This window comes from Muribaculum sp. An289 (assembly GCF_002159555.1).
Lineage (GTDB): Bacteria > Bacteroidota > Bacteroidia > Bacteroidales > UBA932 > Merdivivens > Merdivivens faecigallinarum.
In genome coordinates, this window is the sequence record NZ_NFIV01000001.1 from 211,361 (window position 1) to 238,063 (window position 26,703).

The 26,703-nt window shown below is 51.2% G+C and carries 23 protein-coding genes and 2 tRNA genes; 5 read left to right on the forward strand and 20 right to left on the reverse strand.

Annotated elements, in window-relative coordinates; translation table 11 throughout:
- Complete coding sequence (locus B5F83_RS01095; protein ID WP_143822429.1) at nt 1-513, forward strand: hypothetical protein; 513 nt, start codon at nt 1-3, stop codon at nt 511-513.
- Between the two features lie 34 nt (nt 514-547).
- Here B5F83_RS01095 and B5F83_RS01100 read toward each other — a convergent pair whose 3' ends face one another.
- The 10 genes from B5F83_RS01100 to B5F83_RS01140 all read right to left on the reverse strand — a co-directional run bounded on the left by B5F83_RS01100 (nt 548) and on the right by B5F83_RS01140 (nt 6,727).
- The gene (locus B5F83_RS01100; RefSeq protein WP_143822548.1) at nt 548-868 is read right to left on the reverse strand and encodes a transposase; all 321 of its coding nucleotides are present in this window, start codon (nt 866-868) and stop codon (nt 548-550) included.
- Entirely contained in the window at nt 832-1,488 is a 657-nt protein-coding gene (locus B5F83_RS01105) for a DUF3164 family protein (protein ID WP_087275961.1), read from the reverse strand. The genes B5F83_RS01100 and B5F83_RS01105 overlap by 37 nt, the downstream gene beginning before the upstream one ends.
- Nucleotides 1,489-1,490: 2 nt before the next feature.
- The gene (locus tag B5F83_RS10605; protein WP_158094119.1) at nt 1,491-1,664 is read right to left on the reverse strand and encodes a hypothetical protein; all 174 of its coding nucleotides are present in this window, start codon (nt 1,662-1,664) and stop codon (nt 1,491-1,493) included.
- On the reverse strand, nt 1,652-2,119 hold the full coding sequence (locus B5F83_RS01110) for a hypothetical protein (RefSeq protein WP_087275964.1): 468 nt from the start codon (nt 2,117-2,119) through the stop codon (nt 1,652-1,654). Before B5F83_RS01110 ends, B5F83_RS10605 begins: the two co-directional genes overlap by 13 nt.
- Before the next feature lie 12 nt (nt 2,120-2,131).
- A complete protein-coding gene (locus B5F83_RS01115; RefSeq protein ID WP_087275967.1) occupies nt 2,132-2,752 on the reverse strand; it encodes a hypothetical protein in 621 nt (206 codons plus the stop codon).
- Between the two features lie 22 nt (nt 2,753-2,774).
- Nucleotides 2,775-3,644: an AAA family ATPase gene (locus B5F83_RS01120; protein ID WP_087275970.1), complete on the reverse strand. Its 870-nt coding sequence runs from the start codon at nt 3,642-3,644 to the stop codon at nt 2,775-2,777.
- A gap of 22 nt (nt 3,645-3,666) precedes the next feature.
- Nucleotides 3,667-5,718, reverse strand: a complete 2,052-nt coding sequence (locus B5F83_RS01125) for a Mu transposase C-terminal domain-containing protein (RefSeq protein ID WP_087275973.1) — start codon at nt 5,716-5,718, stop codon at nt 3,667-3,669.
- Nucleotides 5,719-5,730: 12 nt separating this feature from the next.
- A tRNA-OTHER gene (locus B5F83_RS01130) sits at nt 5,731-5,815 on the reverse strand.
- Nucleotides 5,816-5,878: 63 nt separating this feature from the next.
- A complete protein-coding gene (locus B5F83_RS01135; RefSeq protein ID WP_087275976.1) occupies nt 5,879-6,331 on the reverse strand; it encodes a hypothetical protein in 453 nt (150 codons plus the stop codon).
- 3 nt (nt 6,332-6,334) lie between these two features.
- Nucleotides 6,335-6,727: a hypothetical protein gene (locus B5F83_RS01140; protein ID WP_143822431.1), complete on the reverse strand. Its 393-nt coding sequence runs from the start codon at nt 6,725-6,727 to the stop codon at nt 6,335-6,337.
- Between the two features lie 367 nt (nt 6,728-7,094).
- On the opposite strand from B5F83_RS01140, the gene B5F83_RS10515 reads away from it, so the two are divergent.
- Nucleotides 7,095-7,535, forward strand: a complete 441-nt coding sequence (locus tag B5F83_RS10515; protein ID WP_143822432.1) for a S24 family peptidase — start codon at nt 7,095-7,097, stop codon at nt 7,533-7,535.
- 51 nt (nt 7,536-7,586) lie between these two features.
- Here B5F83_RS10515 and B5F83_RS01150 read toward each other — a convergent pair whose 3' ends face one another.
- Together B5F83_RS01150 and B5F83_RS01155 are read right to left on the reverse strand one after the other, a co-directional pair.
- Entirely contained in the window at nt 7,587-7,952 is a 366-nt protein-coding gene (locus B5F83_RS01150; RefSeq protein ID WP_087275984.1) for a hypothetical protein, read from the reverse strand.
- 1 nt (nt 7,953) lies between these two features.
- Nucleotides 7,954-8,334, reverse strand: a complete 381-nt coding sequence (locus B5F83_RS01155) for a hypothetical protein (protein WP_087275987.1) — start codon at nt 8,332-8,334, stop codon at nt 7,954-7,956.
- Nucleotides 8,335-9,023: 689 nt separating this feature from the next.
- Here B5F83_RS01155 and B5F83_RS10610 point away from each other — a divergent pair.
- Nucleotides 9,024-9,179 (forward strand): hypothetical protein, encoded by a 156-nt coding sequence (locus B5F83_RS10610; protein ID WP_156455340.1) that lies wholly within the window; start codon nt 9,024-9,026, stop codon nt 9,177-9,179.
- On the opposite strand, the gene B5F83_RS01165 is transcribed toward B5F83_RS10610, so the two are convergent.
- From B5F83_RS01165 to fabD, 6 genes are all read right to left on the reverse strand, one after another.
- On the reverse strand, nt 9,158-9,901 hold the full coding sequence (locus B5F83_RS01165) for a hypothetical protein (RefSeq protein ID WP_087275993.1): 744 nt from the start codon (nt 9,899-9,901) through the stop codon (nt 9,158-9,160). The two genes, B5F83_RS10610 and B5F83_RS01165, sit on opposite strands and share 22 nt — an antisense overlap.
- A 21-nt stretch (nt 9,902-9,922) precedes the next feature.
- Nucleotides 9,923-10,534, reverse strand: coding sequence for a uridine kinase (gene udk / locus B5F83_RS01170; protein WP_087275996.1), 612 nt, complete (start codon nt 10,532-10,534; stop codon nt 9,923-9,925).
- A gap of 11 nt (nt 10,535-10,545) precedes the next feature.
- Nucleotides 10,546-11,943 (reverse strand): asparagine--tRNA ligase, encoded by a 1,398-nt coding sequence (asnS, locus tag B5F83_RS01175; protein WP_087276214.1) that lies wholly within the window; start codon nt 11,941-11,943, stop codon nt 10,546-10,548.
- 481 nt (nt 11,944-12,424) lie between these two features.
- Nucleotides 12,425-12,658, reverse strand: coding sequence for a hypothetical protein (locus tag B5F83_RS10615; protein WP_158094120.1), 234 nt, complete (start codon nt 12,656-12,658; stop codon nt 12,425-12,427).
- A 213-nt stretch (nt 12,659-12,871) separates the two neighbouring features.
- A complete protein-coding gene (nifJ, locus tag B5F83_RS01185; RefSeq protein ID WP_087276002.1) occupies nt 12,872-16,402 on the reverse strand; it encodes a pyruvate:ferredoxin (flavodoxin) oxidoreductase in 3,531 nt (1,176 codons plus the stop codon).
- 30 nt (nt 16,403-16,432) lie between these two features.
- On the reverse strand, nt 16,433-17,341 hold the full coding sequence (gene fabD / locus B5F83_RS01190; protein WP_087276005.1) for an ACP S-malonyltransferase: 909 nt from the start codon (nt 17,339-17,341) through the stop codon (nt 16,433-16,435).
- A gap of 91 nt (nt 17,342-17,432) precedes the next feature.
- Here fabD and B5F83_RS01195 point away from each other — a divergent pair.
- Nucleotides 17,433-17,504 (forward strand) — tRNA-Arg (locus B5F83_RS01195).
- A gap of 34 nt (nt 17,505-17,538) precedes the next feature.
- On the opposite strand, the gene B5F83_RS01200 is transcribed toward B5F83_RS01195, so the two are convergent.
- On the reverse strand, nt 17,539-22,998 hold the full coding sequence (locus tag B5F83_RS01200; RefSeq protein ID WP_087276008.1) for an MG2 domain-containing protein: 5,460 nt from the start codon (nt 22,996-22,998) through the stop codon (nt 17,539-17,541).
- 11 nt (nt 22,999-23,009) lie between these two features.
- Nucleotides 23,010-25,214, reverse strand: coding sequence for a DNA helicase RecQ (recQ, locus tag B5F83_RS01205; protein ID WP_087276011.1), 2,205 nt, complete (start codon nt 25,212-25,214; stop codon nt 23,010-23,012).
- 122 nt (nt 25,215-25,336) lie between these two features.
- Between recQ and nhaA the strand changes: the two genes are divergently transcribed.
- Nucleotides 25,337-26,689 carry a Na+/H+ antiporter NhaA gene (gene nhaA / locus B5F83_RS01210; protein ID WP_204207295.1) on the forward strand — a complete coding sequence of 451 codons (1,353 nt, stop codon included), beginning with the start codon at nt 25,337-25,339 and terminating at the stop codon, nt 26,687-26,689.
- Nucleotides 26,690-26,703: the final 14 nt, after the last annotated feature.

Genomic DNA, 26,703 nt, shown 5'->3' on the forward strand with positions numbered 1-26,703 from the left:
ATGGAAGAGACATTGCTAATGCCGCTGATACGGCATCTGTCCGAAAACATGAAAGGCGTGGAACTCGTCGATGAGGATTACGGACAGCTCGAGATGATAGACGATGAAAACCGGGACACATACCCCCTCGTGTTCCCGTCCGTACTCGTGGATGCCCCCGACACCTCATGGGACAACATCAAGGGGCTTTCGCAGAAAGGCCTGGCCACGGTCAGGGTACGGCTCCTCGTCGACTGCTACGACGACACGCACGCATCGTCCGGGACTGTCAGGAGGATTGAGGAACGGGAAGTGCTGAGGCGCAGGCTGCACTCGCTCGTGCAGGGGTTCCGGGCCGAAAGCTGGACTACCGGGCTCGTGCGCGTTTCAAGCAGGTTTTACACCTACAATCATGGAATCAAGGTGTACGAGGCCTCATACACGGCCGAGGTCACGGAAATGCTGCGGCCGGACACGGCGGCAATTCCCGGATCGTCAGTCAGGATAACAATTGAAAATGGACGGATGCCGTGAAGGTTCCGTCCATTTTCAATATATTCCGCCTATGTCAGACATCCTCTTTCCCTGACAGTTCCCGTGTGAACAACGCCAGCTGTTCCGCCGTGATCTTCGGGCAACGGGGACGGCGTATCTTCACGGGAACGCCTGTGCGGGACATCTTTTTAAGAATCTGCAATATGGTGCTCTCGCTCAGAAAGAACTCGTTTTCCGCCAACTGCCTTATGGCATCGTCCGTCCGGAGACGTTGCTGTTCCGTCCAGTAGTGGAACCTTACCGCGACCATGCGGTCGCGGCGTTCCAGCAGTCTTCGCGAGCGCCCCCGTGACATGGCTACGCCTCCGTCATGCCGAGCGGGATGCAGACCCACTCGTTGTTGTCGCCCTTTATTTCCGCCTTGATGTAGGTCTTTGAAACGGCGGGCTGGTATGCCTCCTCTATGATGCGCACGCCCTCGATGAAACGCGGGTCTCCGTTTTCTTCGGCTATTTTGCGCAGCTGGAGGATGCGCGAAGCCTTCAGCGTGCCCTTGTTGTCGCGGGACAGCAGCTTCATTACCATGGACACCAGGGAACGGGTCCTGTCGTCCCCGGCGAGCGACTCGATGTATTCGCGCACTATACGTACCCCGTCCTCGGCAGTGTCCCTGTAGCCGTCCGTGGTGTAGACCCCGAGGGTTATCCTTTTGTTCCCTTCGGAGTTGGTGAAGGTGTGCGACCTCTGGTCGTCCTTCGTCAGGTGGAGGATTTCGGATTTCATTTCAAGTATGGCCTTGAAGTTCTCCAATACGGTCCTTTTGACCGTCTTGATGTCCCTGGACACCTGCAGCAGTTCCGGTATCGCCGAGTCGATTTCATTGTCAACCATCTGCCTGTAGGCCTCCCTGTCGGATTTGGCCTTCTCGGCAGCGGCCTTGCGCTGCCTTTCGGCCTGGAAAGCGCGGAACTCGGCAAGTTCCGCCTCGCTGATTTGTAATTGTCCCTTTTCCATTTTTACTCCTGTTTATTGAATTTTTTCCTCAATGATTCTATGTGTTTCCAGAATTCTTCCGCCGACATGGTCAGAAGATCTTTTTCGTGATTATGCCTGCCCCCGTCTCCCGATTCCGGCGTTATGATACCGAAATTCACCACCGCATTGTTTATCCTGTCCATCACGAAAGCCATTTGCTGTCCTTGTAGAAAACCGGCATCACGGCGATGTCGCGCCTTTCCGGCCGTTCCTGCTTCAGCCCGCCCTTGTGCAGGATGCTTTCGAGTTTCTTGACGAGCGCCTCCAGCTCGTCGGTGCCGAGCTGCGCGAATTTCTTCCCCGCTATCTTCGGGGACATGCAGAAGGCGTCGATGCCGTCCCAGTTGTCCACAGTGTCCAGTCCGAGCCTCGCAAGCCTCAGCAGCACAGCCGAACGTGCCTTCTTCAGGCGTGTCCGGTCTTCCGCCCCGTGAGGGCTCGTACCCCTTTCAAGGTCACGGCACATGGCCTCGTATTCCGCCGAACTCATCTCCCTTAGGGAGGAAGTGCGCCCGTCGGTGTATTGCAGCACCAGGGATTCCTTGTCCGCGTAAGGGTTGGCCTTCAGCAGCGAATAGAACCATGCGTAGTTTTTAGTTTTCTTTTCCATGATGACAATGTTTTATTCTTCTTTTCCCCAATATTTTTCCGCCCCTTTCGCCCAAATGACGGCCTTCCCGGTCTCGCCGATGAAACGGCCCTTGCTGAATGCCACATGCCCCTCGACCCATATCTTCAGCCCGGCGTCGTACTCCACGCTCCTTGCCGCACGCCCGGCCGGCCTCTTGCCGTCCGCGTGGCTGACGAATATCAGCATCTTGTTGCGGTGCCTGTCCCTGAACGCCGAGTACTGCCTGTAGCTGAGGTGCATGTACTGGAAGGAGTCCACCACTATGAATTCCGGCGACCTCGGGCGCGAGAGCCTTTCGTCGAGCTCGTCAAGGGTGCAGGATTCCAGCAGCTGGAACCTCGGACCGCACTCGGCCATGTTGAACCGCCTCAGCGTGTTCTGGAGGGAAAGGCTGTAGCCTTCCTCCAGGGACAGGTACAGCACCTTGCCGAACGCCGTGAGTTCCCGGCAGAGGCTGACGACCGCGGAAGTCTTCCCGTTGCCGGAGTTGCCCCACACGAACACCACGCAGTGCCGGTCGATGTCCCCGAGGCATCCCGCCCATTCCCCGCCGGGGGATATCTTCTCCCTGCGGATTTCAAGCACCTGCCTTGCCGATAACGATTTTGCCATTTGAACGATGTTTGAACGGTTTTCAGTTGTTTCTCAATGAAAGTTTCTTCAGCTCCTTGTGTACCGACTTCTTGACCCTGCGAAGGTCGTTCCCGCATTCGGCCGCCTCCTTGCGGACGGTGCGTATCGCCGCCTTGTCGGAAAGCCCGTTGGCGACGCATATCGCCTCCACCTCGTCCCCGCTCACCAGGTCGAGCTGGACGAACCGGCGGCAGATGCGGCTGTCGAGTTCGTCATACCCCTTTTTCGCCCTGCCGAGCCCCTTGCGCATCCTCTCCCTTATGTAGTTGGTGGAGAGGAACACCATGCCGCATTTGTCCTCGAGGGCGTTGTACAGCGATATGTAGTAGTACAGCACGCTGTCCGTCAGCTTGTCGCCCTCGTCGAATATCAGCAACGGGGATTCCATCTTCACAAGCGAGTCTATTATCGCGGAGAGGGTCTCCCTTACCGTCATCCCGGTCGCCCGCACGCCGATCTTGGCCGCAAGCTCCTTCACGAAATCGGACTTGTGCATGTCCTCCGAGCATGTCAGCAGGAACACGTTGCGGTTCGACTTCGAGAACTCCCCGGCCGCGGTGCTCTTGCCTATACCGGCGGGGCCGACAACCCACATGACGTTGCTTTCGTCCTTCGCATCCTTCATGTACAGCATGAGCGAGTTGTAGGCGGAAGTGCCGCACAGCCTCCAGCCGCCGGACATGTCCAGCTGGCTTTGGATTTTCATCCACATGTCGTCGCTGATGCTGTCCCATTTGCCGTTCAGTATCGACGACACCGTGCCTTGCGAAGTTCCCTTGAGGGAATTGACCGCCTTGTTCTGGGAGGGGTAGCGCCTTACGTATTCTTCAAGCTTAACCCTGATGAGTTCTTTCTGTTGTAGTGTCACCATATCGTTTTTGTTTTGTTTGTGTTTACAGTTTGTCGTATGCCGCTATCTGGTCGAAGGTGGAGTTGCTCTGTGCCTTGTTGAACTGCCCGACGGTTCCCGGGGCGGGTTCCGCGGCGGCCGTTTCATTTGCCGCCTCTTCGGCCATTATGATGTCCGCGTAATGCTCGTATTCCTTGTCGGTGATGCCCTGGGGCCTCGGCGTGACGAGGCCGTGCTGTTCCGGGGCGGTGCCGTACTTCATGTCCAGCCTCATGCCCTCGAGGTGCCTGCGGACACGTTCCTTCTTGTTTGCATCCTCCATCTGCCGAATGAACGCGCGTTCGCCTTCCAGCTGGTCCTGCAAGGCCCTGTGGACGACGGCGTAGGTGGCGGCTTCCGCCACGAGGCGGTACCCGTACCCGTCCTTGGTGCAGAGCCGCACCCTCGACATGTCGTGCGGGTCGTACTGCACATGGAACTTCTCGCCGGTATGGTCGCGCCTGAAGGCCATGTCCGGAAGCCCGTCCCTGCCATAGACGTCGTAGGTGTATTCCTTTCCCCTGACGGTGATTTGCAGCCCCCTTGCCGTGAACCGGCATTCCTTCGGGGAGGTTATCCAGAACAGTTCGCGGAACGCCGCCTCGCCGACTTCCGGGGATTCCGGATTGGACGAGGACTCGTACAGCTCGATGCGAGGCCTGCCGTATTTAGGGTGCGGCATCGAGTTCCATTCGTCGCGCATCCCTGCGTACAGGGCAAGGGCCTCCTCGTATGTCGGAAGGTTCTCGAGGTTGGCCATGACGAACTCCATGTTGGGCCTTGAGGATGCAGACTTCGTCGTGACGTTCATGCCAGTGAAGGCGAAATGCCCGTGCATCACGCCGCTCTGGAAACGGTTGAAGATGGACTCGATGGTCTTGGATGCCGCGTTGTACGGGGCTGTCGGGCGGCTGCACCGCACCGACACCTTTGCGAGCCATTCCTTCGCATCCGCCCTTTTCGTGCCGCCCTGGTTGTCATATACGAGTTCCACTGGAAGGTGCCGGTTGTTTGTTATCGCCATGCGCACCGCCTCGTACATGGACTCGAAGCATTCCGTCTCCGATACGTGGTAGCCGATGAGGCACTCCGAGTACGCGTCGACGACCTCCACGACCTGCACCGACGACAGGACATATCCTTTTTGCGTGTATCTCTTGAAATAGAGGTTGAGTTTCGTCCCGTCCATGTACCAGAGGGCATCCCGTGTCTCCGGAAGGACGGTGACGTGCTGCCAGTTGTAAAGCCTCTTCGCCTCCAGTTCCCCGTGCGCCGCCGCGTACCAACGCCCCTTCACGTCCGGGCGGTTCAGGAACTGCGTGAGCATCGTAAGCGATTTGAGCGGCTTCCAGCCGGTCTCCGCGCATTTGGCGTTGTATTCCGCCAGTATCTGGGAGTTGGTATAGACGGGGACCATCGACCGCTTCAGGGCTATGATGTATTCCCCGGCCTCCGGGGTGATCTTCTGCGCGTTGGTGTTCAGGAGCCTTCCGGACACCAGGCATGCGTAGCCCTCGCGCCTGTACTGCCGCATCTTCTCGCGAAGCCTCGCGGCATTATGCGGGAGGGTGTGTCCGTATGTGTCCCTCAGCGACTCGCACTCCGCATGGATGCCCTTCCAGTTGATCGGGGTGGAGTTGCCGCACCGGTGGCGCGCCGCCCTCTGCTCGTCGGCGCGGCGCAGAAGCAGGTTCAGTACCGAGGCGTTCATGACGAACTCCGACTGCTTGCCCGACTTTATCCCCTTCCCGTCCGGAAGGATGTACTCCGCGAAGAACTCCTTCGCCTTCATGTCGTATTCAAGCATGCCTTCGTCCTTTTTCAGCATCTTCTCCGGGTCGCCGTATTTTTCCATGAACCTTTCCTTGAACCTCGCGGGGATGGAAGACCATTCTATCAACGCATAGCTGCCGAGGCCTCTGCCGGCGCGGACTATGTTGATGCGATGGCGAGAGGCTAACTTCTGGTAATTGTCGTAGCTCATCACCTGCACCCCTCCGTCGTCGGCCGTCAGTTCGGCCACGGTCACGCACAATATGTCGTTGAATATTTCCATCCTTCGCATTCCTGGCTCCCGCATCCGGACTCGAACCGGAGACACTTCCTCCTGCAAGGGCAGGGTTGGATTGCTCTGCCAACTGAGCTATACGGGAAATCGCTAAATTTGTACTTGAAAACTTTAAATATTAGCGTTATGGTACCTGCATGTTTCAAATTCATTTTTCATCTGCCGAATCGCCTCTTGCTTGACGATGCAAGAAAATCTTTCGGAGCGATTCTGAAGAAACTGAACCTGAGATACAGAAGCGAGACGAATTGGAATCCGTATGGATCAGTATCGAATGGCAACGAATGCCATTGGGAACTTGAATTCTCATTAACCCTGCAAGGACGGCAGATAAAAAATCATTTGGAAACAATTCGACATCTGATAATGACAGTCGTTCCTGAATTTGAAACATCTCATCCCGAACTGGGAATGGTAACCATTTGTAGGAATGTGATAGATTATCCTGGTCTATGTCTATTAACGTCGGATTGGTGGCAATGATCTTTTGCTCTAGGGCACTATATTTCAGGAACAAGTCCGACAGGGTGTCTATATCCCTGGATTTGTCCGACTCAAAATGGTCTGACCATTCCTTGAACCCTTTTTTCTTACGTTTCATGGCCTACTGCATTATGGTTTCGATTTCGCCGGTCTCCGACAGCCGCTGCGCCCTGTCGAGGATGTTGCCCCACGTGCGGAGAGTGACACCTGAGTAGGACTCCATCTCGTTCCCATGCACGAATATTTTCGCCGTGTCCCCCTCGAGCAGGACCGCCACGCCGTTTGAAAATGCTTGGCTGATCTTGCCTTTCCCGAGGTGTTCCGTGCGGCAGTTGGGCACGAAGCCCTCCTCGATCAGCAGGCCGCCCCATTTGAGGGCGTCCCTCCTGATGCCTTGGGACCTCTCGTTTTTCGTGATGAATGACAGGGCCTCCCATACCGTCTTCTTTGTCACCCCGTACTTCCCGGACAAGCGTGCCCGGATTTCTTTCGTTACCTGGATATACCTTCTCATAATTGTGATGTTATTGATTTTGTTCTTAACTTTGCCCGTAACTGTATTACGGTTTTGCAAAAGTAGGGAAAATTTTCCCTACTTCAAAATTTTATGAAGAAAATTTTCTACTATTATGAATGATATTTTAAATAGAATTCAGCAGATAATTAATAATGAGCATATTACTGTTGGTAAAATGGAACAATTGATAGGAGCAAGTAAAGGTGTACTATCAAAAGCTTTCATAAAAAAAACCGATATTCAAACCAAATGGCTACAGCGTATAGTAGAAAATTTTCCCCAATATTCGGGTGATTGGTTGTTGTCCGGAAATGGCAGTATGCTGAAACAGGCAGCCGATGTTCAACTTGCAAATACCTTTCTTTTGCGAACTGATAGAAAGATAGAGGTTCAGGACATACCTTTATATGACACGAGTGCGACTGCCGGACTGTTGGCGATTTTCAACGAAAGCAACATTAGCCCAGAAGACTACTTGCGGATTCCGAATATCCCTCCCGTCGATGGGGCAATCTATGTCAGGGGAGAGTCGATGACACCGCTCCTGAAAAGCGGGGACATTATTATATATAAGAAACTGGAACTGTCGTTAGACAGCATCCTCTGGGGGCAGATATACCTGTTGTCTTTCGTCGCAGGGGGCGACACGTTCACGGTCGTCAAATACATCCAGAAATCGGATCAGCCGGAATGCATACGCCTTGTCAGTCACAACGACCGTTTCGAGCCCAAGGATATCCCCCTCGGCAGCATACGCGCCCTCGCCATAGTCAAGGCATCCATCACCTTTCATACCATAGAATAAAAAAGGCCGACACCTCCCATCGTGCCGGCCTCACAGTCCTATATAAAAACTTTAGAATTTTGTATTGTCCATCAAATCTTTGATTATATCATCAACAGAATCCTTATATCGTATCGCATTGATGGCAGTATAAATCACATATACCAATGCAGCTATCCAGCATAGAAAGAAAAATGTCGAAATCTGATCGGCGCTTACTTCCAATCCGAAGATAGGTTTCACTGAAAATTCCGACAGAAAATAGGTTAATGTAAACGGCACAAAGAATATCAGTGCATTAATCCATTCCTTACTCTTTTTTACCTTGTGCAAATGGTGATTTAAAATGTTTCGCGCACTGCTTTCTGGGATTTGAATAAGAGTAACGATCACTTCATTTTCCACTGAAATGGTTATAGGCTGTTTTATTGTTCCCATCTCATTCTCCCCCTTTTATCTGATACTGGACATTTGTCTGATATGTCAATTTGCCATTTGACTGAACCGGCATTACTTCAAACGAAACATACAATCCCGTATTTTCACCCGCAACCGATGATTTTTTGCCGTATGTACCTATCTTTATCGGAGGCGTTCTTCTAACCCCCGAACCTTTCTTTATGGTCAAAATGAGCGTGCCATGAGCATTATCCTCTGGTACAAATTTTATTGTGCCGTCACTGTCATCAGATTCCTTAATGAGAAATTTGAAATACATATCCACATCGCCACTATCCTCTATGAACATCTGCTCAGATGCTTTGAAAGGTTCCAGCCTTAATCTAAAATCCTTTAAAATGCTAAACTTGTTATCGCACATACTAAAAATAACCAATTTTCATACAAAATTACGCAAAAATAGTGCAATTAATGGCGCACACACACTTTTTTCGCGTGTATTTTGGGGTAAATACACGAAAATCAGACAGTTAATTTAAATTTAATTGCCTTTTTTCATGTCATAAGGGGTGTCTTAACCGCCTAAAATCAGCATTTTTTAGCCTTTTTATGTCATTATCCCCCTATCCAAAGGGGTATTTTTTTACAAAAAGTGTCCGCCCTAATGTCCGCCCTACGCGCACATTTCGTTTTTTTGTCACACTATTTTGTCCGCCCTAATGTCCGCCCAAGTGTCCGCCCTAACTGATTTTCCACAATTTTATGATTTAACAAAAAGGGTGTGAGAAGGGATGCGATATAGGCACAAAAATAAACCGCCATAAATGGCCAAAATAGCCTTTATAGCGGTTTTCAAGCGCGATTTATGTGCATTTGATAGTTTCTTTGTGCCGATGTTAAATATTCATTGAACAGCGCGTTCAAAATCGGGCTAAATGTTAAACGAATGTTATGTTTATGCGCATTTCGTTTTTAACCTCTTTCTGCCTTCAAGGATGTTTAAAGTTCGTTTACTCATGAAGTTATACCACTCATCACTTTACTCTAAAAAATCACATTTCGTTTTTACCCCCTTACTCGTTGCCGGCGACGTTCCTGACTTTTGTCTGTGTGAGTTATTTTCTGATTGCACCTTATCCGAGCGGAGGCCTGGATTTGAATCCTGTCATAGGCTACGTTGCCGGAACGGTTGCGGCCCTCGCGCTGTTCGTATGGAGGATAGTTTCGGCAAGAAAGGCTACTGGCTATTGCGCCACGAAACGATAGACGATTTCTCCGGTCTGCTTGGAAGGAGCCGACTCGGAAGCCTTGAAAACAGACCTTTTCGCCGCCTGTACGGCGTATTTCCACAGGCATTCGTCCGGTTCGGAAACTTCGGCGATTACGTCCGCATCTATTACCCGGCCTGAACGGTTTACCGTAATGACGACGGAGACATCCCCGCCCCCGATGCATTTGTAGGCCGGAATTTCCAACGTCACCGCCTTCCTTCCGTCCAGACTGTAGGATACGACGGAAGGGCCTTTATAAGATATTTTTTCCTCGCTGTCATCTTTCCTGCTCCTGCCTCCACTCAAATCAACGGCGTCCTCTTCGAATTGCTCTTCGAGTGCGGCATTCCTTGACGCATCCAATTTTCTTTGCAGTTCCCTTGCCTGATCGTATACGTCATTGGCACCACGGTCGTCGCGCAGCTGTTCTCCCGTACGCGTATCATTGGCATCCACTGCTATGTTACGGATATTGGACCGGTTCTGCGACGCCGAGGCACTGGCAATCATTTCATCAAGCTGCGCACTTATGTCCGCCTTGAATTCCTCCTGCCTACGCTGTTCTTCAGCTTCTTCCAGACCGGTAAAATCGAGGACGAATGACTGCTCTCCTACTGTAAGTCTGGTGATTTTGCAGGAAAGCAGCACTATGACCGCCGTAAGATGGATAATTACGGTGAGGTATAGTCCGGCCATGTTTTCTTTCCTGAATCTCATCTTTCAAGCAAGACGTCTTTTCTATTTTGCAAGCGTTTTTTCTATCATGGCAGTGAGGACGTCTATTGCCACTTTGTTATGCCCTCCCTGCGGAATGACTATGTCGGCATATCTCTTGCTCGGCTCTATGAACTGCAAGTACATGGGTTTTACCGTCTTGGTATACCGCTCTATGACCTGTTCGACGGTCTTCCCCCTTTCCTGGATGTCCCGCGTGATTACCCTCATGAGCCTGTCATCGTCATCGGCATCGACGAATACCCGTATGTCCATCAGATCACGCAAGGCCTTGCAGGTAAAGATAAGTATACCTTCGATGATTATCACGCTTGCAGGACGTACCGTTATGGTTTCAGTTTTTGAACGGGAACATGTCAGATACGAATATACCGGCTGCTCGATGCTGTTTCCCCTCTTCAGCTCATCTATCTGCTCTATCAGCAGGTCGAAATCTATCGATTCCGGATGGTCGAAATTGAGTTTCTGGCGTTCTTCCAAAGCAAGATGGCTCGAATCCTTATAGTAAGAATCCTGAGGAATAACGACTACCTGCTCTTTCAGGTTTTCTGTTATGTTTTTTACAACGGTCGTCTTGCCTGAACCCGAGCCGCCGGCTATGCCTATCACGAACATGACGGAAAATTTTAAAAATCAGCGTTTTTAGGTGTTCTCGGGAATGGGATGACATCCCTTATGTTAGCCATTCCGGTGACGAAGAGCAGCAGCCTTTCGAAACCCAGGCCGAATCCGCTGTGCGGCGCCGAACCGAATCGTCTCGTATCGATGTACCATTGCAGGTTCCTTGTGTCCATTCCCAGCTCGGCAATCCTCCTGTTGAGCTTGTCCAGATCTTCCTCACGTTGCGAACCTCCTATGATTTCTCCTATTTTCGGGAAAAGCACATCCATGCCCCGCACTGTCTTGCCGTCATCGTTCTGTTTCATATAGAAGGCCTTTATGTCCTTAGGATAATCGGTAACTATGACAGGCCTCCTGTAGTGCTCCTCGACAAGGTACCTTTCGTGCTCGCTCTGCAAGTCGACTCCCCACGATACCGGGTATTCGAAATCCCTTCCGGATTTGAGAAGGATGTCGACTCCTTCGGTGTAGGTAATCCTCGCAAACTCAGTGTTTATCACGCCCTGTAGCCTGGAAATCAGTTCTTTGTCGAACATGTCGTTCAGGAACCTGAGGTCGTCCATGCAGTTGTCGAGCGCGTATTTTACACAGTACTTGATGAATTCTTCGGCAAGATCCATGTTGTCCTGGATTTCGTAAAACGCCATTTCAGGCTCGATCATCCAAAATTCGGCAAGATGCCTCGGGGTATTGGAGTTTTCCGCCCTGAATGTCGGGCCGAAGGTATAAATCTGCCCCAGGGCCATTGCCCCAAGCTCGCCTTCGAGCTGTCCGCTTACCGTAAGGGAAGTCATCCTTCCGAAGAAATCCTGCGAATAGTCGATGCTTCCATCGGCATTGCGAGGCGGATTGTTCAGATCCAGGGTAGTAACCTGGAACATTGCTCCTGCGCCTTCACAGTCGGAAGCCGTAATCAGCGGAGTATGAAGGTATACGAATCCTTTGTCATTGAAAAATTTGTGTATGGCGAATGCCATGGCGTGCCTGATTCTGAGGACTGCTCCGAAAGTGTTGGTCCTCGGCCTCAGGTGCGCTATGCTTCTAAGAAATTCGAGTGTGTGCCCCTTCTTTTGCAGAGGATAGGTATTCGGATCCGCCGTACCGTACACGAGGATATCCTTCGCCTGTATCTCCACTGCCTGGCCGCTGCCGACGGACTCCACCAGATCCCCCTGCACCCTCAGGCAGGCTCCGGTAGTGATTTTCTTCATCATCTCCTCGTCGAATGCCTTCATATCGCACACGACCTGTATGTTATTGATGGTAGAACCGTCATTCAGAGCTATAAAGTTTATATTCTTGTTCCCTCTCTTTGTCCTGACCCAGCCTTTTGCCACGACTTCCGCTCCCGGCTGCATCGAAAGCAGCTCCTTGATTTTGGTTCTTTTAATCTCTTTTTCCATCTTATTGATTTTTTTGTTCAAGATGCAAATTTACGAAACTTGCATTGATAAAATGCAGAAGCTGTTTAAAATTTTCTGAGAAAAAAATTTCAAGCAACTTCGCAAATTACTGTAAAAATTCACGGCAGATGCGTCCACACATCCGCCGTTTGTCTTTCATTATTCCAAGCAAATCAGCATACTTGGGAGACTTCGTTTCAAAATAAACGCGCCTGCCTTCAGATTCATAAGTGTACCCATATTCAACTGTTCCGCTGATTGTCCCATCCGTCCAGAACTCAAATACCTGTGCTTGGAAGATAGTCTGGAGCACACCACCGATAGAACAATCTATTTATATACAGCTGTGTATCAATCGATTAACAATAATATAAAGAAAACACGGTGTGGATTCTGAGGTATTTAAAACCCGGCGAAATCCACAGCCCTGTCTCACATCGCCGGTATAACGTATTATATATCAATAAATTACACAATAAATTCAATTTTCAAGTGTGCGCGCAACTGCATCATACCTGCCGCATAACTGCATCATACCTGTCATCGCAACCACATTCCGCCTGCCACCTTGCCACTGCTTGCCGGCATCCGTCACCATCCGCTGTCCTGCACTGCCTGGGAGAACCACATTCCGCCTGACACCGCGCACCGGCATCATACCGCCACCGCACACCACTCCACACCTGCCGCTCCGCACCAAAACAAAACAAAACAAAACAAAACAAAACAAAACCGCTGCACCCGGGATGGCCTCCATGGTACAGCGGCTGTATTTAATTATGGCTTACAAAATTCGTTGCAAAGATAGTCCGGCCGACGGCCGCCCGCAATAGCAATAAATAGGTAAAATTCCGGTTAAAAGCCAAAAACCGTCACAATATATTACTACTCGGCCCCATACGGCCACCCTACCCCTTGCAACAGCAGACTATCTTGCAAGCCTTTTGTAAGACTCAAGCCTTATTTTGGCGTACTCCTCCGTCTTTGCGAAAAGTTCTTCAGCCTCGGCAGGGAAAGCTTTCATCAGCGAAGCATAACGCACTTCGCCCCTGATGAACGCCTGGAACTTGCTCCAGTCAGGCTCCTTGCTGTCGAGAGTGAACGGATTTTTGCCCTGTCCGGACAGTTCCGGATTGAATCTGTAAAGATGCCAGTATCCGCACTCGACTGCCGCCTTTTCCTCCGCCTGGCTCTTGCCCATGCCGGCCTTCAGACCGTGGTTTATACATGGGGAGTACGCTATTATCAGCGACGGGCCGTCGTATGCCTCAGCCTCTTTTATGACGGAGAGGAACTGTGCTTGATTCGCGCCCATGGCTACCTGCGCCACATATACATAGCCGTAACTCATGGCCATCATTCCGAGGTCTTTCTTGCGGACACGTTTTCCGGCCGAAGCGAATTTCGCTACTGCGCCGGCAGGAGTCGACTTGGAAGACTGGCCTCCGGTGTTGGAATATACTTCGGTATCAAGGACAAGGATGTTCACATTCTCTCCAGATGCAAGCACATGGTCGAGTCCGCCGTATCCTATGTCGTATGCCCAACCGTCACCGCCGATAATCCACTGCGAACGGGCCGGGATGAAATGCTCATACTCGAGAATCTTACGGCACACATCACAACCGCACTCCCTCATCATCGGCACGAGTCTGTCGGCAATCTTTCGCGTTGCCTTGCGGTCATTCTTATTTTCAATCCATTCGGCAAACAGGGCCTTCATCTCTGCCGTACAGCAATCGCATGCAAGGCCTTCCTTCATCAGCCTTTCCACATAATTGCGCACGCAATCGGAACCGATTTTCATTCCAAGCCCGAATTCGGCATTGTCCTCGAACAGAGAATTGGCCCAGGCCGGACCATGTCCGTCCGCATTGGTACAATACGGAGAAGAAGGGAACGAAGCGCTGTATATCGAAGAACAGCCTGTCGCATTCGCCACCATCATGCTTTCCCCGAAGAGCTGCGAAATAGCCTTCACATACGGAGTTTCACCGCAACCGGCACATGCCCCGGAGAACTCGAAAAGCGGCTGCGCGAACTGGGAAGCCTTGACATTCTGCTCCTTAGGAAGAATATTGTCCTTGTAACCGACTACTCCATGCAGATAATCGAATGATTTCTGCTGCTCCGTCTCGGTCTCGAACATGGACATGACAAGGGCTTTTTCCTTGGCAGGGCAGACATCGGCGCAATTGCCGCAGCCCGTACAATCCATAGGTGAAACCTGCATCGTGAAGAAATAATCTTTCAGCTGAGCCTTTCCAGCCGCCTTTTTCACGGAAGCAGGAGCTTTTGAAGCCTCCTCAGGAGTCATGACGAACGGACGGATTGCAGCATGAGGGCAGACGTATGCGCACATATTGCACTGGATACAGTTGTCCGGAATCCATGAAGGGACTTTTACCGCCACTCCCCTCTTTTCGTATGCGGCGGTACCCGAAGGTATGGTACCGTCCACACCGTCACCGGCGAAGGCGCTTACAGGAATCCTGTTTCCTTCCTGCGCATTGCATACATCGGCTATGTTTTTAACGAAATCCGGAGCGAGCCTGTCCTGGTTAGGATTCACGAATCTGTCGGAAGCTATATTTTTCCAAGACTCCGGAATTTCCACCTTTACATACTCGGAACCCCTGTCCACGGCGGCATAATTCATCTTGACGACCTGTTCTCCCTTCTTGCCGTAGCTCTTGTCGATTGCCTGTTTCATGTATTTTACCGCATCCTCATACGGAATGATACCGGTAATCTTGAAAAAGGCCGACTGGAGTATCGTATTCGTACGGCCTCCGAGACCTATCTCTGCCGCAATCTGTGTCGCATTAATTATATAAAGCGTTATGTTTTTCCTTGCAATGACTGCCTTTACATTGTCCGGAATCCGTTCAAGCGTATCCTCGACAGACCAAAGGCTGTTGAGCAAAAACGTTCCGTTCTGCTTTATCCCGCTCAGCACATCGTATTTTTTCAAATACGAAGGCACGTGGCAGGCTACGAAATCAGGGGTCGAAACCAGATACGGGGCCTTGATCGGAGAATCTCCGAAACGGAGGTGCGAACAGGTATAACCTCCAGATTTTTTTGAATCGTAATCGAAATATCCCTGGCAAAATTTGGATGTATGGTTGCCGATGATTTTAATAGTGTTCTTGTTGGCGCCTACCGTACCGTCGGAACCGAGGCCGTAGAATTTACATTCCGCAGTACCCTGCTTGACGATACTGATTTCTTCCTTGAGCGGCAACGACTTGAAGGTCACATCGTCCACTATGCCGACAGTAAAACCGTTTTTCGGTTCCGCCAATTCAAGATTGTCATAGACAGCGACAATCTGTGCAGGGCTTGTGTCCTTAGAAGACAGTCCGTAACGGCCACCTACGATGAGAGGGGCGTTTTCCTTCCCTTCGAAAAGCGCCTTGACATCCATGTACAACGGCTCTCCGAGAGCTCCCGGTTCTTTCGAACGGTCGAGAACGGCGATTCTTCTGACAGATTTCGGGAGGACCTTGAGAAAATATTTTTCCGAGAACGGACGGTACAACCTGACCGTAACGAGTCCGTATTTCCTGCCCTGGGCATTGAGGTAATCGATTGTCCCTTTGATTGTCTCGCACACGGAACCCATGGCGATTATAATGTTCTCGGCCTGAGCGTCTCCGTAATATTCGAACGGCCTGTACTCACGTCCGGTTTCTTCGCTTATTTCTCCCATATAACGGGCCACTATGTCCGGAAGTGCATCGTAGTAAGCATTGGAAGCCTCGCTGGCCTGGAAATACACGTCAGGATTCTGGGCCGTACCCCTTATCACCGGAGCATCCGGATTGAGGGCACGTGCGCGGAATGCGGCCAGGGATTTTTCGCTCAGCATAGAGCGGAGTGCATCCTCGTCTATGAGTTCTATCTTCTGTATTTCATGCGATGTCCTGAATCCATCGAAAAAATGCACGAAAGGGACACGCGACTTTATGGTTGCAAGATGGGCGACCGCCGCCATATCGAGAGCCTCCTGCACACTTGCGGAAGCCAGCATCGCAAATCCGGTCTGCCTTACGGCCATCACGTCCTGGTGGTCTCCGAAAATCGAAAGCGCCTGTTTTGCAAGGCTGCGGGCCGAAACATGGAAGACACATGGCAGAAGTTCGCCAGCTATCTTGTACATATTCGGAATCATCAGCAGGAGTCCCTGCGAAGCCGTGAAAGTGGTTGTCAGCGTACCGGCCTGCAAAGAACCGTGCACGGCACCTGCCGCACCGGCCTCGCTCTGCATCTCAGTCACCTTTACGACCTCACCGAAAAGGTTCTTCTTTCCGGCAGCGGCCCACTCGTCCACATATTCGGCCATCGTAGACGAAGGCGTAATAGGATAAATCGCGGCATGCTCGCTGAACAGATAAGCTATATGTGCGGCGGCATAGTTGCCGTCGCAGGTAATGAATTTTTTCTCTTTAGCCATAATATGTAAAGTACACGTTATTATAAAAATTTATGCAATCGAAATCGCATTTGCACCCGGAATGATTTTCTTTACCAGCCCCTGAAGGACGGTTCCAGGCCCGAGTTCTATAAATTCGTCGGCACCTGCGGCTGCCATGTTTTTGACAGTCTGGGTCCATCTTACCGGAGAAGTGAGCTGTGAAAGCAGATTGGCTTTTATGACAGCCGGATCGGTACTCGGCTGTGCGTTCACATTCTGGTATATCGGGCATACAGGAGACGAAATCGAGGTTTTTTCTATAGCCTGGGCAAGTTCGGCCCTCGCCGGTTCCATTAGCGGGGAATGGAAAGCGCCGCCTACCGCAAGCATTACCGCCCTTTTCGCTCCGGCAGCCTTCAACTTGTCACAAGCCCTCTGTACGGCCTCAATATCACCGGAAATTACGACCTGCCCGTCGCAATTGTAATTTGCAGGGACAACGACACCGTCAGTCTCTTCCTTGCATATCTCTTCTATCTTCGAGCTGTCAAGGCCGAGGATGGCCGCCATTGTCGAAGGTTTGATTTCACAGGCTTTCTGCATGGCCGAAGCACGGATTGCCACCAAACGGAGCCCGTCTTCGAATGAAAGCGCCCCGGCAGCCGTAAGTGCCGAAAACTCGCCAAGGGAATGGCCGGCAACCATGTCAGGGCAGAACCCTCCTTCGTACCCGCCTATCACGTCCCCGTCCTTCAGGCAGCTTGCCAGAAGCACCGAATGCACAAAGATGGCAGGCTGTGTCACCTTGGTGGCCTTCAGTTCTTCCGCAGTCCCGGAAAACATCACATCGGTAATATTAAAACCCAAAATCTCATTTGCACGTTCAAACAATTCCTTGGCCTTTGCATTCCCGTCATAAAGGGATTTGCCCATTCCCGTAAACTGGGAACCCTGGCCTGGAAAAACATACGCTCTCATAACTTTACGTTGTATTAATTAAGCAATTGATAAAATTTACCGCAAAGATAATACTATTTTATCTTTTTCGTATATTTGCACCTCCAAACCGGCTCCCGTAGTTTAATGGATAGAATTGAAGATTCCGGTTCTTTAGGTTGGGGTTCGATTCCCCACGGGAGTACTCACAAAGCCGCAAGGCACTTAGAAACTGTTTCTCACCAGGCCGACACAACCTTCTGCACGGCAGTCCTGCCCCCGTATTGAGGGGCGTACAGCGAAACGGCTTCCACATTCCCCGCCGAGAACACACCCGGAACCGACACGAAAAACTCTTCAGTAATCTCGGTAACCCCCTCCGGAAGATAATCGATGTAGTAATCCGTACCGCTATCCCTTATGTCCCTGTAAGAGGACAAGGAGGCTTTCCACGAATAAGTATAGCCGGAACGTATGTCGGAAACGGCGAAACAGGCAGGCCTCATCGCCCCGAGCCGCACGAAAGAACGGGCTTCGTCATTGTCAATCACATATTTGCATACGACGACATCCCCGGTCTCCAATGAAGAGCCTTCGGACAGAGGTTCCAGTGACGAAGAAGCAAGAGGACGTCTGTAAAATTCACGTCTGACGGATATGCCGTTGGAAGCATCGTCGAGTTCCCAAATCTTCGTGCTCCATATCTTCGACACGGAAACTATTTTCATATTTCCGCTTTCCGAAGCCGGCCGGCCATCGCTGGCGGATGAAGGAATCCTGAGAATACCGTCCTCATCGGCCATGGAAGCAAGCCCCTCCTCATCGGTAACGATACTGCCATGCTTGACCGGAAAATCTCCCGCGGAACGGGAAACCAGGGCTGCAACGGCCACCGAAGTCCTTATACCGTCGCCCCAGTCCAACCCCTCCTTCAGGGTGAGAAGATGCCTCTCTGTCCCGGAAATCAAAGAACTGATTTTCCCTGAAGTTCCTTTCCTGTCATCGAAGCCCGCCGCTTCCAGCCTGTCGAAAAGCATCAGGGCCGACGAATTGACATAAATCCCGCTGTCGAACATACCATAAATCCCCGGAGCTCCGGAACTGAAACAGAGATTGCCCCATCTGTCTTCGGAAGCATGCTCGTACAACGAAGCGACGATATCGGCCATACGGCGCGAACCGGCATAACGGTCTCCGTTCAGCAAGACTCTCGCATATTTGATTTTCGAAGAAACATCCGCCTTCGAAGCCCTTTTCGCCATCAGCTTCTCGCATTTTTCATAAAAACGCCCCGCCGTTCCGGAAAAAGCCACCGAATTCCGGTAGAACGACCTTACGAACATATAATCATGGACGAAACCGTCGGAATCGAAATGACGGGAAGAATATTTTCTCCACCCGACGGAATCCGACATATTTTCCATATAGGAAGAAAATTCACCGTCAAGGTAGCTTATCGCATCCGAAATATATTCCGCCTCCTCCCGCGAATGGACGATTCCGAAATCCTCCGCCACGGCATACCTTTCCAGAAGCATCAACGTCATGTAAACCGAAGGCTTTCCTCCCGGAAACCATGAAAACGCCCCGTTCGAATAACGGAAACCGCTTATCTTGCCGACGGCCTCCGCTGCGAAGCGCTGCCTCCATGACGGGGACAGGAGCGAATCCAGCAATGCCCTCCTGTCGTTCTGGCGGGACATGTAGGCATACCACGGAGTATTCCTGTAATTCTCCAAATCTTCCGGCTCAATGGATTTTATATAATCCGCCATGCCCGGCTTTTCAGCGAGCAGCATTTCGGCAATCTTCATCGTCACAAGGGCATCGGTCCAATCGGTCAGCGAGCCGGCCGAAGGAGCCAGGACAACCGGCATCGCATCGACGGCGGCAGAAACAGGCGTGGATAGGTCTATCCTGTAGACAGCAGCCCCGCCATCCGCAGGTTCTCCGTCCAGCAATCCGGAAACATCCACCGAAATATCGCCATCATGCGCATCCGAGATGGCGGAAACAGTATTTACAGCCATGACATCGGAAGACACGACATGGACGGTATGCTCTTCGGCATCGCTTACTTTCGTATCATTTTCCCCTATAAACGCGAAACGCAGCACATATTCGGATATATTGCCGCCTATTTCCGGCAATACTGCCTTCTCCACAGCGGTCTTCCCGGCCTCGACCATCATAGGTTCGCTTTCCCAAAGAAAGACCGGGGCTGCTGACGTCTCCACACCGCATGAGGCATCGTACATTTCCACGACGAAACGCCCGGAAGCAGGCAGGGACATATCATTCTTCACTGTCAGCACAAAGGCAGGACAATCGCCCTCACGCAGGAAATCCGGCACGGAAGCCGAAACCATGAGTTCTTTCTTCACGACAACCTCGTCCCTCGCAACGGCACGCCTCATGGACCTGTCATGCGCAAGAATCTGTACCACGAAAGTGGACAGGCGGGCAGAAGTGGCATATTCCACCTCAAGCCGGCCCTCGGCATCAGGCCTCAGATGAGGATAAAACGCAAGAGTGGAAGAAAAATCCTTTCTCAGTATGTCTTCAGGGATATAATCCGCCAGACCGTCCGAAGCCGACCCGGCCTCCGAAACTCGTGCAGCCTCTTCCACGACCGCCCCATCCATGACCGCCTCGTTCCTGGCCACAGGGGAAGCGGAAGAAGATTTCATCGCTACGGCATTCAGGGAAAACCCATAGTCACGCCGGTAACCGGCCCCGCCGAAATAAGCCGAAGCATAAGGGATATAAGCCCGTCTCAATACATTCTCCGGAGCGAAATAATAATTGTTCGGTACAATGTCTTCCGAGGCCTTGTCGAAAATATCCACCAAGACCTCCGCATCCGCCAATTCCGGGAACACGAGAGTAAAATGCTCGGTCACACCGGAAGTCGTCACCTTACGGAGCGATGATATCTCCATATCGAGGACATAATCCTTCTCGCCCGCGATATCGGTACGGAACACTTTGGCCTCCCCTTCCTTAACGACAAAGAGCGAGCGCACGAAATCCCTTCCGGGATAAACGCCGGAAATGCCTTCCTCGACCCTCCGGATTCCCGGAGCAAACGTATCGTGCCGTATTTCAAGCAATTCGCCGGTATTCGAATCAAAATATTCCGTCAAGACCCAGAGACTGTCGCGGCCTCCGATATAATAGGCACCAGAAGTATCGGGAAGGAAAACATAAGGTCTCTCCATATCAGGATAATCCTGGAATGCTCCCGTGTCAAGCAGTACAAAGTCCCGCGACACACTGCGCCTGAGGCCTTCGACCTCCATTGAAGCATATACCCTATAGCCGCCCGTCTCCAAATCCCGCGTATCTATCGCCAAGCCGCTCCCGGAAAGAGCCGTCCCACGTTGCACCAGGTGTTTCATCCCGTCCGCACCGATACGGAAGACAGAATAATCGCAGCCGAGGCTGTCTAAAGCCACCCCATCCATGTTATCGGCCTCCAGCGTAAAGACGAGGCTGTCCGGTTTTCTGAAATAAAACCCTCCGTCCCCCGAAACTTCGAGAGCATCGGTCACCAGCGCCAGTTCAACACCGTATTCGTCCGTCACAAGGGATTTTCTCAATTCGAGAGACTCCCCGTCCGGCAATGTTGCGACCGCATTTATCGAAATATAACCGGCAGTCATTACGACCGGGATTGAAAAACTTCCGTCCGCACCGGTATAGGTCTCTCCCGAAAATTCCTCGTAATACCAGTGGTCTTCGACAGTATAGGCTATCCTTACCCCATCGGCCCCGTAACCGCGGTAGCTTCTGACATGGCCGGTCACAGTAAGCGTATCGTCATATCTGAAAATGCCATCAACCGGGTCGAAAGAAGCCGTAAAAGTCGGAGGTTCCGCATTTTCGACCCTGAAATATTCCATTACGCCATCATCCGTCCTTATGCTGAACATGCCGTTCATCAGATTTTCAGGAATATCGAAACTCCCTGAAAACGAACCGAAACCGTTCGTAACCGCGTAAAGGCTGTCAATCTTACGGCCATCGGCGGCATAAAGCCCCACCGATACCTGTTTTCCTTCTTCAGCCACAAGGGACTTCCCGTCGGAACGGTATGCGATATACTTGAAAGAGACCTCCTCTCCCGGCCTGAAAAGCTTCCTGTCCAGAAAGAACTCCCCGTATGAAGCATCGTAAGGCCGGCTTCCCGAATAATAAGGCCGTGCCGGATATACCGGAATCGCCGGAGAACGCTTCCCGTCAGGGGAAACAAAACTCAGCCTCGCATAACAGTCCAGGTCGACAGGGAGTTCCGTAAAACCGTCGAAATCCATCACTCCCGAAAACGGGTCGCGCCCCCTGTCATCGAATTCGACAGTAAAGCCCGAGCGCTCCACAGGTTGTCCTGTCTTCGCATCGGTCAGATAGAATTCCTTCACCCCGCCGGCATCGGAACGTACCGCTACCGCGTATGAAGACACATCGAGATATCTACGCTCCTGCTTCCATTTGTCGGATTCTTCTCCGACTATATCATACCTTATATAATAATAACCGTCCTCAAGCGCAGGAAGGGTCATGACCGACACGGTATCCGGAATCCCGAAACTCCTTTCGCCCGGGCAATGCACCACCGTGTCCAGAACGAGGGTAGAATCCGATTTTTCTATCCTCACGCGCACATCGCTGCAATTCTTCATGGCAAGGACGATTTCCGTTTCGGCAGGATAAGGGAAATAGGCAGTCTGATCGGATATGGTTTTTTCCCTTAATTTTTCAACATACAATTCCATATAGCCCGTTTCTTTCTCGAGCAAATGTCTTTCATAAGGCCGGAGGCCTTTTTCAGAAAGCTTCTTCTCGGCCCAGTCAAAGGTCTGCCTCAGAAATGAGTCTGCTTCAAGACATTCCTCTTCGGTTTCAGGATAGATATAGGCAAGCCTGTAGGCTATGGACGAAAGGGGAAGTATCTTGGCCGGATTGTCCCCGCATTCTTCGGCAATCTCGTAAAATCGCCTGATTAATTCCCTGTCCGAGTCCACTACGGAAGCATGCCGTACCTCGCGGCCCGCCTTCATCATCTTGGAACTGACAAGATTGATCATGTATTCTTCCCCCGCTTTCGAACGATATTCCAGCAATTCGTCAACATAACGCATCGGGACTTTGTCCCCCTCGGCACTGTACAACGTAATGTATGAAGAAAGGAAAAATTCGTAGTCGTCGATATAGTGGAAGTCGTCACCTATGCCATAAGGCATAATGGAAGCCAGTTCTTTTGTCATATATTTCGCACCGCAAAGCTCTTCCCTGTATTTTTCCAGCCAGGAAGTAAGCGAATCCGCCCCGCGTGCAGGGTGTTCGTCCATCATGCGCAGACACATTAACATCTTCAACTGCACCGGGGAAAGCCCGTCGATTACTTCATAGACATAGTCCAATCTTTTATCCCTGTCCTTGAAATCATACCCGGCCATCCGTAGATATTCATCGAAAGCATAGAACAAATCGAGACAAGCCTTGTCCGAAGCGGCCTTGTCCATAATCCTTTTGAGTATTTTCTCCTGTGTCTTGGGCAAATCCTTTTCCTGGGCTTCGGAAAATTCCACCCAGTCCTTCCTGAACCTTATACGCTTGTCATCATAACGGTTGTTGATGGCATACGCAGCTATCGAAAAGACGGCCACGAATACCAGAAAACATAAAAAACGTTTCATGGCAGTAATGTCTAATTGCTAACTTCGCAGAGGAACTTGATTCTCACCAGACGGACTTCTTCTTCAGTAAAATCGGGACCGAGTTCCCTGATGGCATCGGCTATGGAATCGGATTCGGCTTCATTCCTGAAATAATCGTATATTTCCTCCACCTTGTCTTCATCCACCTCCTGCCTGATGTAGTAGTCTATGTTCAGTTTGGTACCGGAATAGACGATGGATTCTATCTCGTCCAAAAGCTCGTCCATCTCCATTCCCCTGGCCTCGGCTATGTCATCCAACGGGTGCATCCGGTCTATGCCCGTGATAATATGCACCTTGTTGGCGGACTTGTTCACTACTGTCTTGACAACGAAGTCGTTAGGGCGGATAATCTCATTTTCCTCAACATAACGCTTGATGAGTTCGGCAAATTCCTTGCCGAATTTTTTGGCCTTTCCCTCGCCCACGTTCTGGCAATGCTTCAGCTCGTCGACGGTTATCGGATAAAGGATTGTCATGTCTTCGAGGGCCACATCCGTAAAAATCACCCACGGCTGCAATTTCAGGCGCTTCGACATTGAGGAGCGCAGGTCTTTCAACATGGCGAGCAGGGTCTCGTCCCCACCGCCTCCGCCGCCGGCCTTGACCGGAGAAGACACCATATCGTCATCGTCATCATCACCTTCGGCGAATTCCCTGTCTTCGGTCATCATTACAGGATAAGGCTCGTCATAGAATTTTCTTCCTTTTTCGGTAACGCTGACAAGGCCGAAGGTCTCGATATCCTTGTCGAGGAACTTGTCTACTATGCCCTGTCTGATTACCGCAATCCAGTGCCGGACCCCTTTGGACTGCCCGATGGCGAACATTTCATGCGAGTTGTGATGATAGGACTTCACCAGGGCCGTCTCGACCCCGGCGAGGATATTCGCAAGATGCTCCGTCTTGAAGTTCTCGGGCATCGACGATATCAGTTCTATTACCGTAAGCAAATCCTCCTGGGCATCGAAAGTCTTTTTAGGATGCAGGCAATTGTCGCAGGCCCCGCAATTGTCTTCCGTATATTCCTCCCCGAAGTAATTCAGCAGTATCTTCCGGCGGCACTGGTTGGACTCCGCGTATGCCACGGTTTCCAGCAGCAGCTGCTTGCCTATTTCCTGCTCGGACACGGGCTTCCCCTGCATGAATTTTTCCAGTTTCACCATGTCCTTATAGCTGTAATAGGCTATGCACTTGCCTTCACGGCCGTCCCTTCCGGCCCTTCCGGTCTCCTGATAATATCCTTCGAGGCTTTTCGGCATGTCATAATGTATCACGAAACGCACGTCCGGCTTGTCTATGCCCATGCCGAATGCAATGGTGGCCACAATGACATCGACTTCTTCCATGAGGAACTTGTCCTGATTGGCCGCACGGGTGTTGGAATCCATGCCCGCATGGTAAGGCAGCGCCTTGATTCCGTTGACACTCAGCAGCTCGGCTATTTCCTCGGTCTTCTTGCGCGAGAGACAGTAGACTATGCCCGATTTTCCTGCATTCTGCTTTATGAACCTGATCATGTCCCGCTTCGGGTCAACCTTGTCCCTTATCTCGTAATAAAGATTGGGACGGTTGAACGAGGACTTGAAAACCTTGGCATCGAGCATCCCGAGATTTTTCTGGATGTCATACTGCACCTTCGGAGTGGCCGTGGCCGTAAGGGCGATGATCGGAGCACGCCCCACCTCGTCCACTATGGCCCTTATGCGCCTGTATTCCGGACGGAAATCATGCCCCCATTCCGAGATACAGTGTACCTCGTCCACGGCATAAAACGATATCTTCAGCTGTTTAAAGAAAGCCACGTTCTCATCCTTGGTCAGGGATTCGGGAGCCACATACAGCAGCTTCGTCACCCCGGACAGAAGATCCTCGTGCACCTCGGCTATCTGGGCCTTGTTGAGAGACGAATTCAGAAAATGGGCAATTCCTTCTTCATCCGAGATGAAACCCCGGATTGCATCCACCTGATTCTTCATAAGTGCAATCAAAGGAGAAATCACTATGGCAGTTCCGTCCATCACAAGCGCAGGAAGCTGATAACACAGCGATTTTCCGCCGCCCGTCGGCATCAGCACGAAGGTATCGCGGCCGCTCACGAGATTCATTATTATGTCTTCCTGCTGGTTCTTGAACTTATCGAAACCGAAGAACTCCTTTAGCTTAGCATGCAATGACTCAGATGTAATTTCCATTTCCGTTCACATAATTTCCCTTAAAGGTATCAAATACCGCACACCTATCCAAATTTTTTTTACCTTTTCAAGCAAGATTTTGCTAATTTTGCCCCCGATTAACCATTAATGACGGAATAATTATGGCCACCGACAGGGAACAGAGCCTGAAAAAACTGCGGATGTACGAAATCCGGAATATTTTCAATACATTTTTCCACAACGAATCGACCGGAGGCATCGTCCTGGTGATATGCACCATCATCGCTCTGATAGCCGCGAACGTGGATTCCATGACCGGACTGGAAACCCTATGGACAAGGGAAATGGGTATCTCCGTGGGGAATTTTTCCCTGCACATGTCCCTGATGGAATGGGTGAACGACGGGCTCATGGCAATCTTCTTTTTCGTGGTAGGCCTCGAAATAAAACGGGAGCTTCTGGTCGGGGAACTCTCATCGTTCAGACATGCTTCGCTTCCTGTTTTCGCGGCAATAGGCGGAATGCTGGCACCGGCCCTCATCTATTTCGCATTCAACGCGGAAAACCCTGTGACTCAAAAGGGATGGGGGATACCGATGGCTACGGACATAGCCTTCGCCATAGGCATCATGTCGCTGCTCGGGAAAAGGGTCCCGATGGCGCTCAAGGTCCTGCTTACCGCCCTCGCCATAGTCGACGACCTGGGTGCGATAATAGTGCTTGCGCTCTTCTACCCTTCGCATGAACTGCAAGCCGTCTTCCTTCTGTACGCCGCAGCCGTAGTGGCCGGGCTCGCACTTCTGAATTTCCTGAACATCAGAAACAAATACGTCTACATCATTGCAGGCGTTTTCCTTTGGTATTTCGTTTATATGTCAGGAGTCCATGCGACTATCGCCGGGGTGCTCCTGGCGGCGGTGACACCTGCAAGGAGCGTGATAAACGAACTCCGCTTCGGAACGAAACTCCAGTACCTCATAGACAAATTCAAGATGTCGAGCAATGCGGAAGTAGAGGTGATAGCCAATCCGGAACAACAGCACATAATCCATACGATGCACAGCATGGTGAACAAGGCCGACCCTCTCATGCACAAATTCGAAAGCACCCTGCACCCGTGGGTCACCTTCTTCATAATGCCGGTCTTCGCCCTTGCCAACGCGGGGGTCGTTTTCGACAGCAGTATTTTCAGTGCAGGAATACCCGACATCTCATCCGGGATTTTCTTCGGCCTCCTTCTCGGGAAACCGCTGGGAATATTCGCCTTCAGCTGGCTTGCAGTCAAGGCCGGACTTGCCAAAAAGCCGGAGAGCATAAAGTGGATGCAGATTCTCGGGATAGGTCTTCTCGGAGGAATCGGCTTCACGATGTCCATCTTCATAAACAACCTGGCATTCTCCGAAGCAAGCATAACGGACATAGGAAAGATGACAATCCTCGTAACTTCACTCTGTGCAGCCGTCATAGGACTAACTTTCCTGTACTTGTCTTGCAGAAAACAAAATAAATTGTAATTTTGCGGAGATTA

Coding starts and splice junctions, on each gene's coding strand:
- B5F83_RS01095 (WP_143822429.1), top strand. CDS start 1: ATGGAAGAGACATTGCTAATGCCGCTGATACGGCATCTGTCCGAAAAC.
- B5F83_RS01105 (WP_087275961.1), bottom strand. CDS start 1,488: ATGGAAAAGGGACAATTACAAATCAGCGAGGCGGAACTTGCCGAGTTC.
- B5F83_RS10605 (WP_158094119.1), bottom strand. CDS start 1,664: ATGGCTTTCGTGATGGACAGGATAAACAATGCGGTGGTGAATTTCGGT.
- B5F83_RS01110 (WP_087275964.1), bottom strand. CDS start 2,119: ATGGAAAAGAAAACTAAAAACTACGCATGGTTCTATTCGCTGCTGAAG.
- B5F83_RS01115 (WP_087275967.1), bottom strand. CDS start 2,752: ATGGCAAAATCGTTATCGGCAAGGCAGGTGCTTGAAATCCGCAGGGAG.
- B5F83_RS01120 (WP_087275970.1), bottom strand. CDS start 3,644: ATGGTGACACTACAACAGAAAGAACTCATCAGGGTTAAGCTTGAAGAA.
- B5F83_RS01125 (WP_087275973.1), bottom strand. CDS start 5,718: ATGGAAATATTCAACGACATATTGTGCGTGACCGTGGCCGAACTGACG.
- B5F83_RS01135 (WP_087275976.1), bottom strand. CDS start 6,331: ATGAAACGTAAGAAAAAAGGGTTCAAGGAATGGTCAGACCATTTTGAG.
- B5F83_RS01140 (WP_143822431.1), bottom strand. CDS start 6,727: ATGAGAAGGTATATCCAGGTAACGAAAGAAATCCGGGCACGCTTGTCC.
- B5F83_RS01150 (WP_087275984.1), bottom strand. CDS start 7,952: ATGGGAACAATAAAACAGCCTATAACCATTTCAGTGGAAAATGAAGTG.
- B5F83_RS01155 (WP_087275987.1), bottom strand. CDS start 8,334: ATGTGCGATAACAAGTTTAGCATTTTAAAGGATTTTAGATTAAGGCTG.
- B5F83_RS01165 (WP_087275993.1), bottom strand. CDS start 9,901: ATGAGATTCAGGAAAGAAAACATGGCCGGACTATACCTCACCGTAATT.
- udk (WP_087275996.1), bottom strand. CDS start 10,534: ATGTTCGTGATAGGCATAGCCGGCGGCTCGGGTTCAGGCAAGACGACC.
- asnS (WP_087276214.1), bottom strand. CDS start 11,943: ATGGAAAAAGAGATTAAAAGAACCAAAATCAAGGAGCTGCTTTCGATG.
- nifJ (WP_087276002.1), bottom strand. CDS start 16,402: ATGGCTAAAGAGAAAAAATTCATTACCTGCGACGGCAACTATGCCGCC.
- fabD (WP_087276005.1), bottom strand. CDS start 17,341: ATGAGAGCGTATGTTTTTCCAGGCCAGGGTTCCCAGTTTACGGGAATG.
- B5F83_RS01200 (WP_087276008.1), bottom strand. CDS start 22,998: ATGAAACGTTTTTTATGTTTTCTGGTATTCGTGGCCGTCTTTTCGATA.
- recQ (WP_087276011.1), bottom strand. CDS start 25,214: ATGGAAATTACATCTGAGTCATTGCATGCTAAGCTAAAGGAGTTCTTC.
- nhaA (WP_204207295.1), top strand. CDS start 25,337: ATGGCCACCGACAGGGAACAGAGCCTGAAAAAACTGCGGATGTACGAA.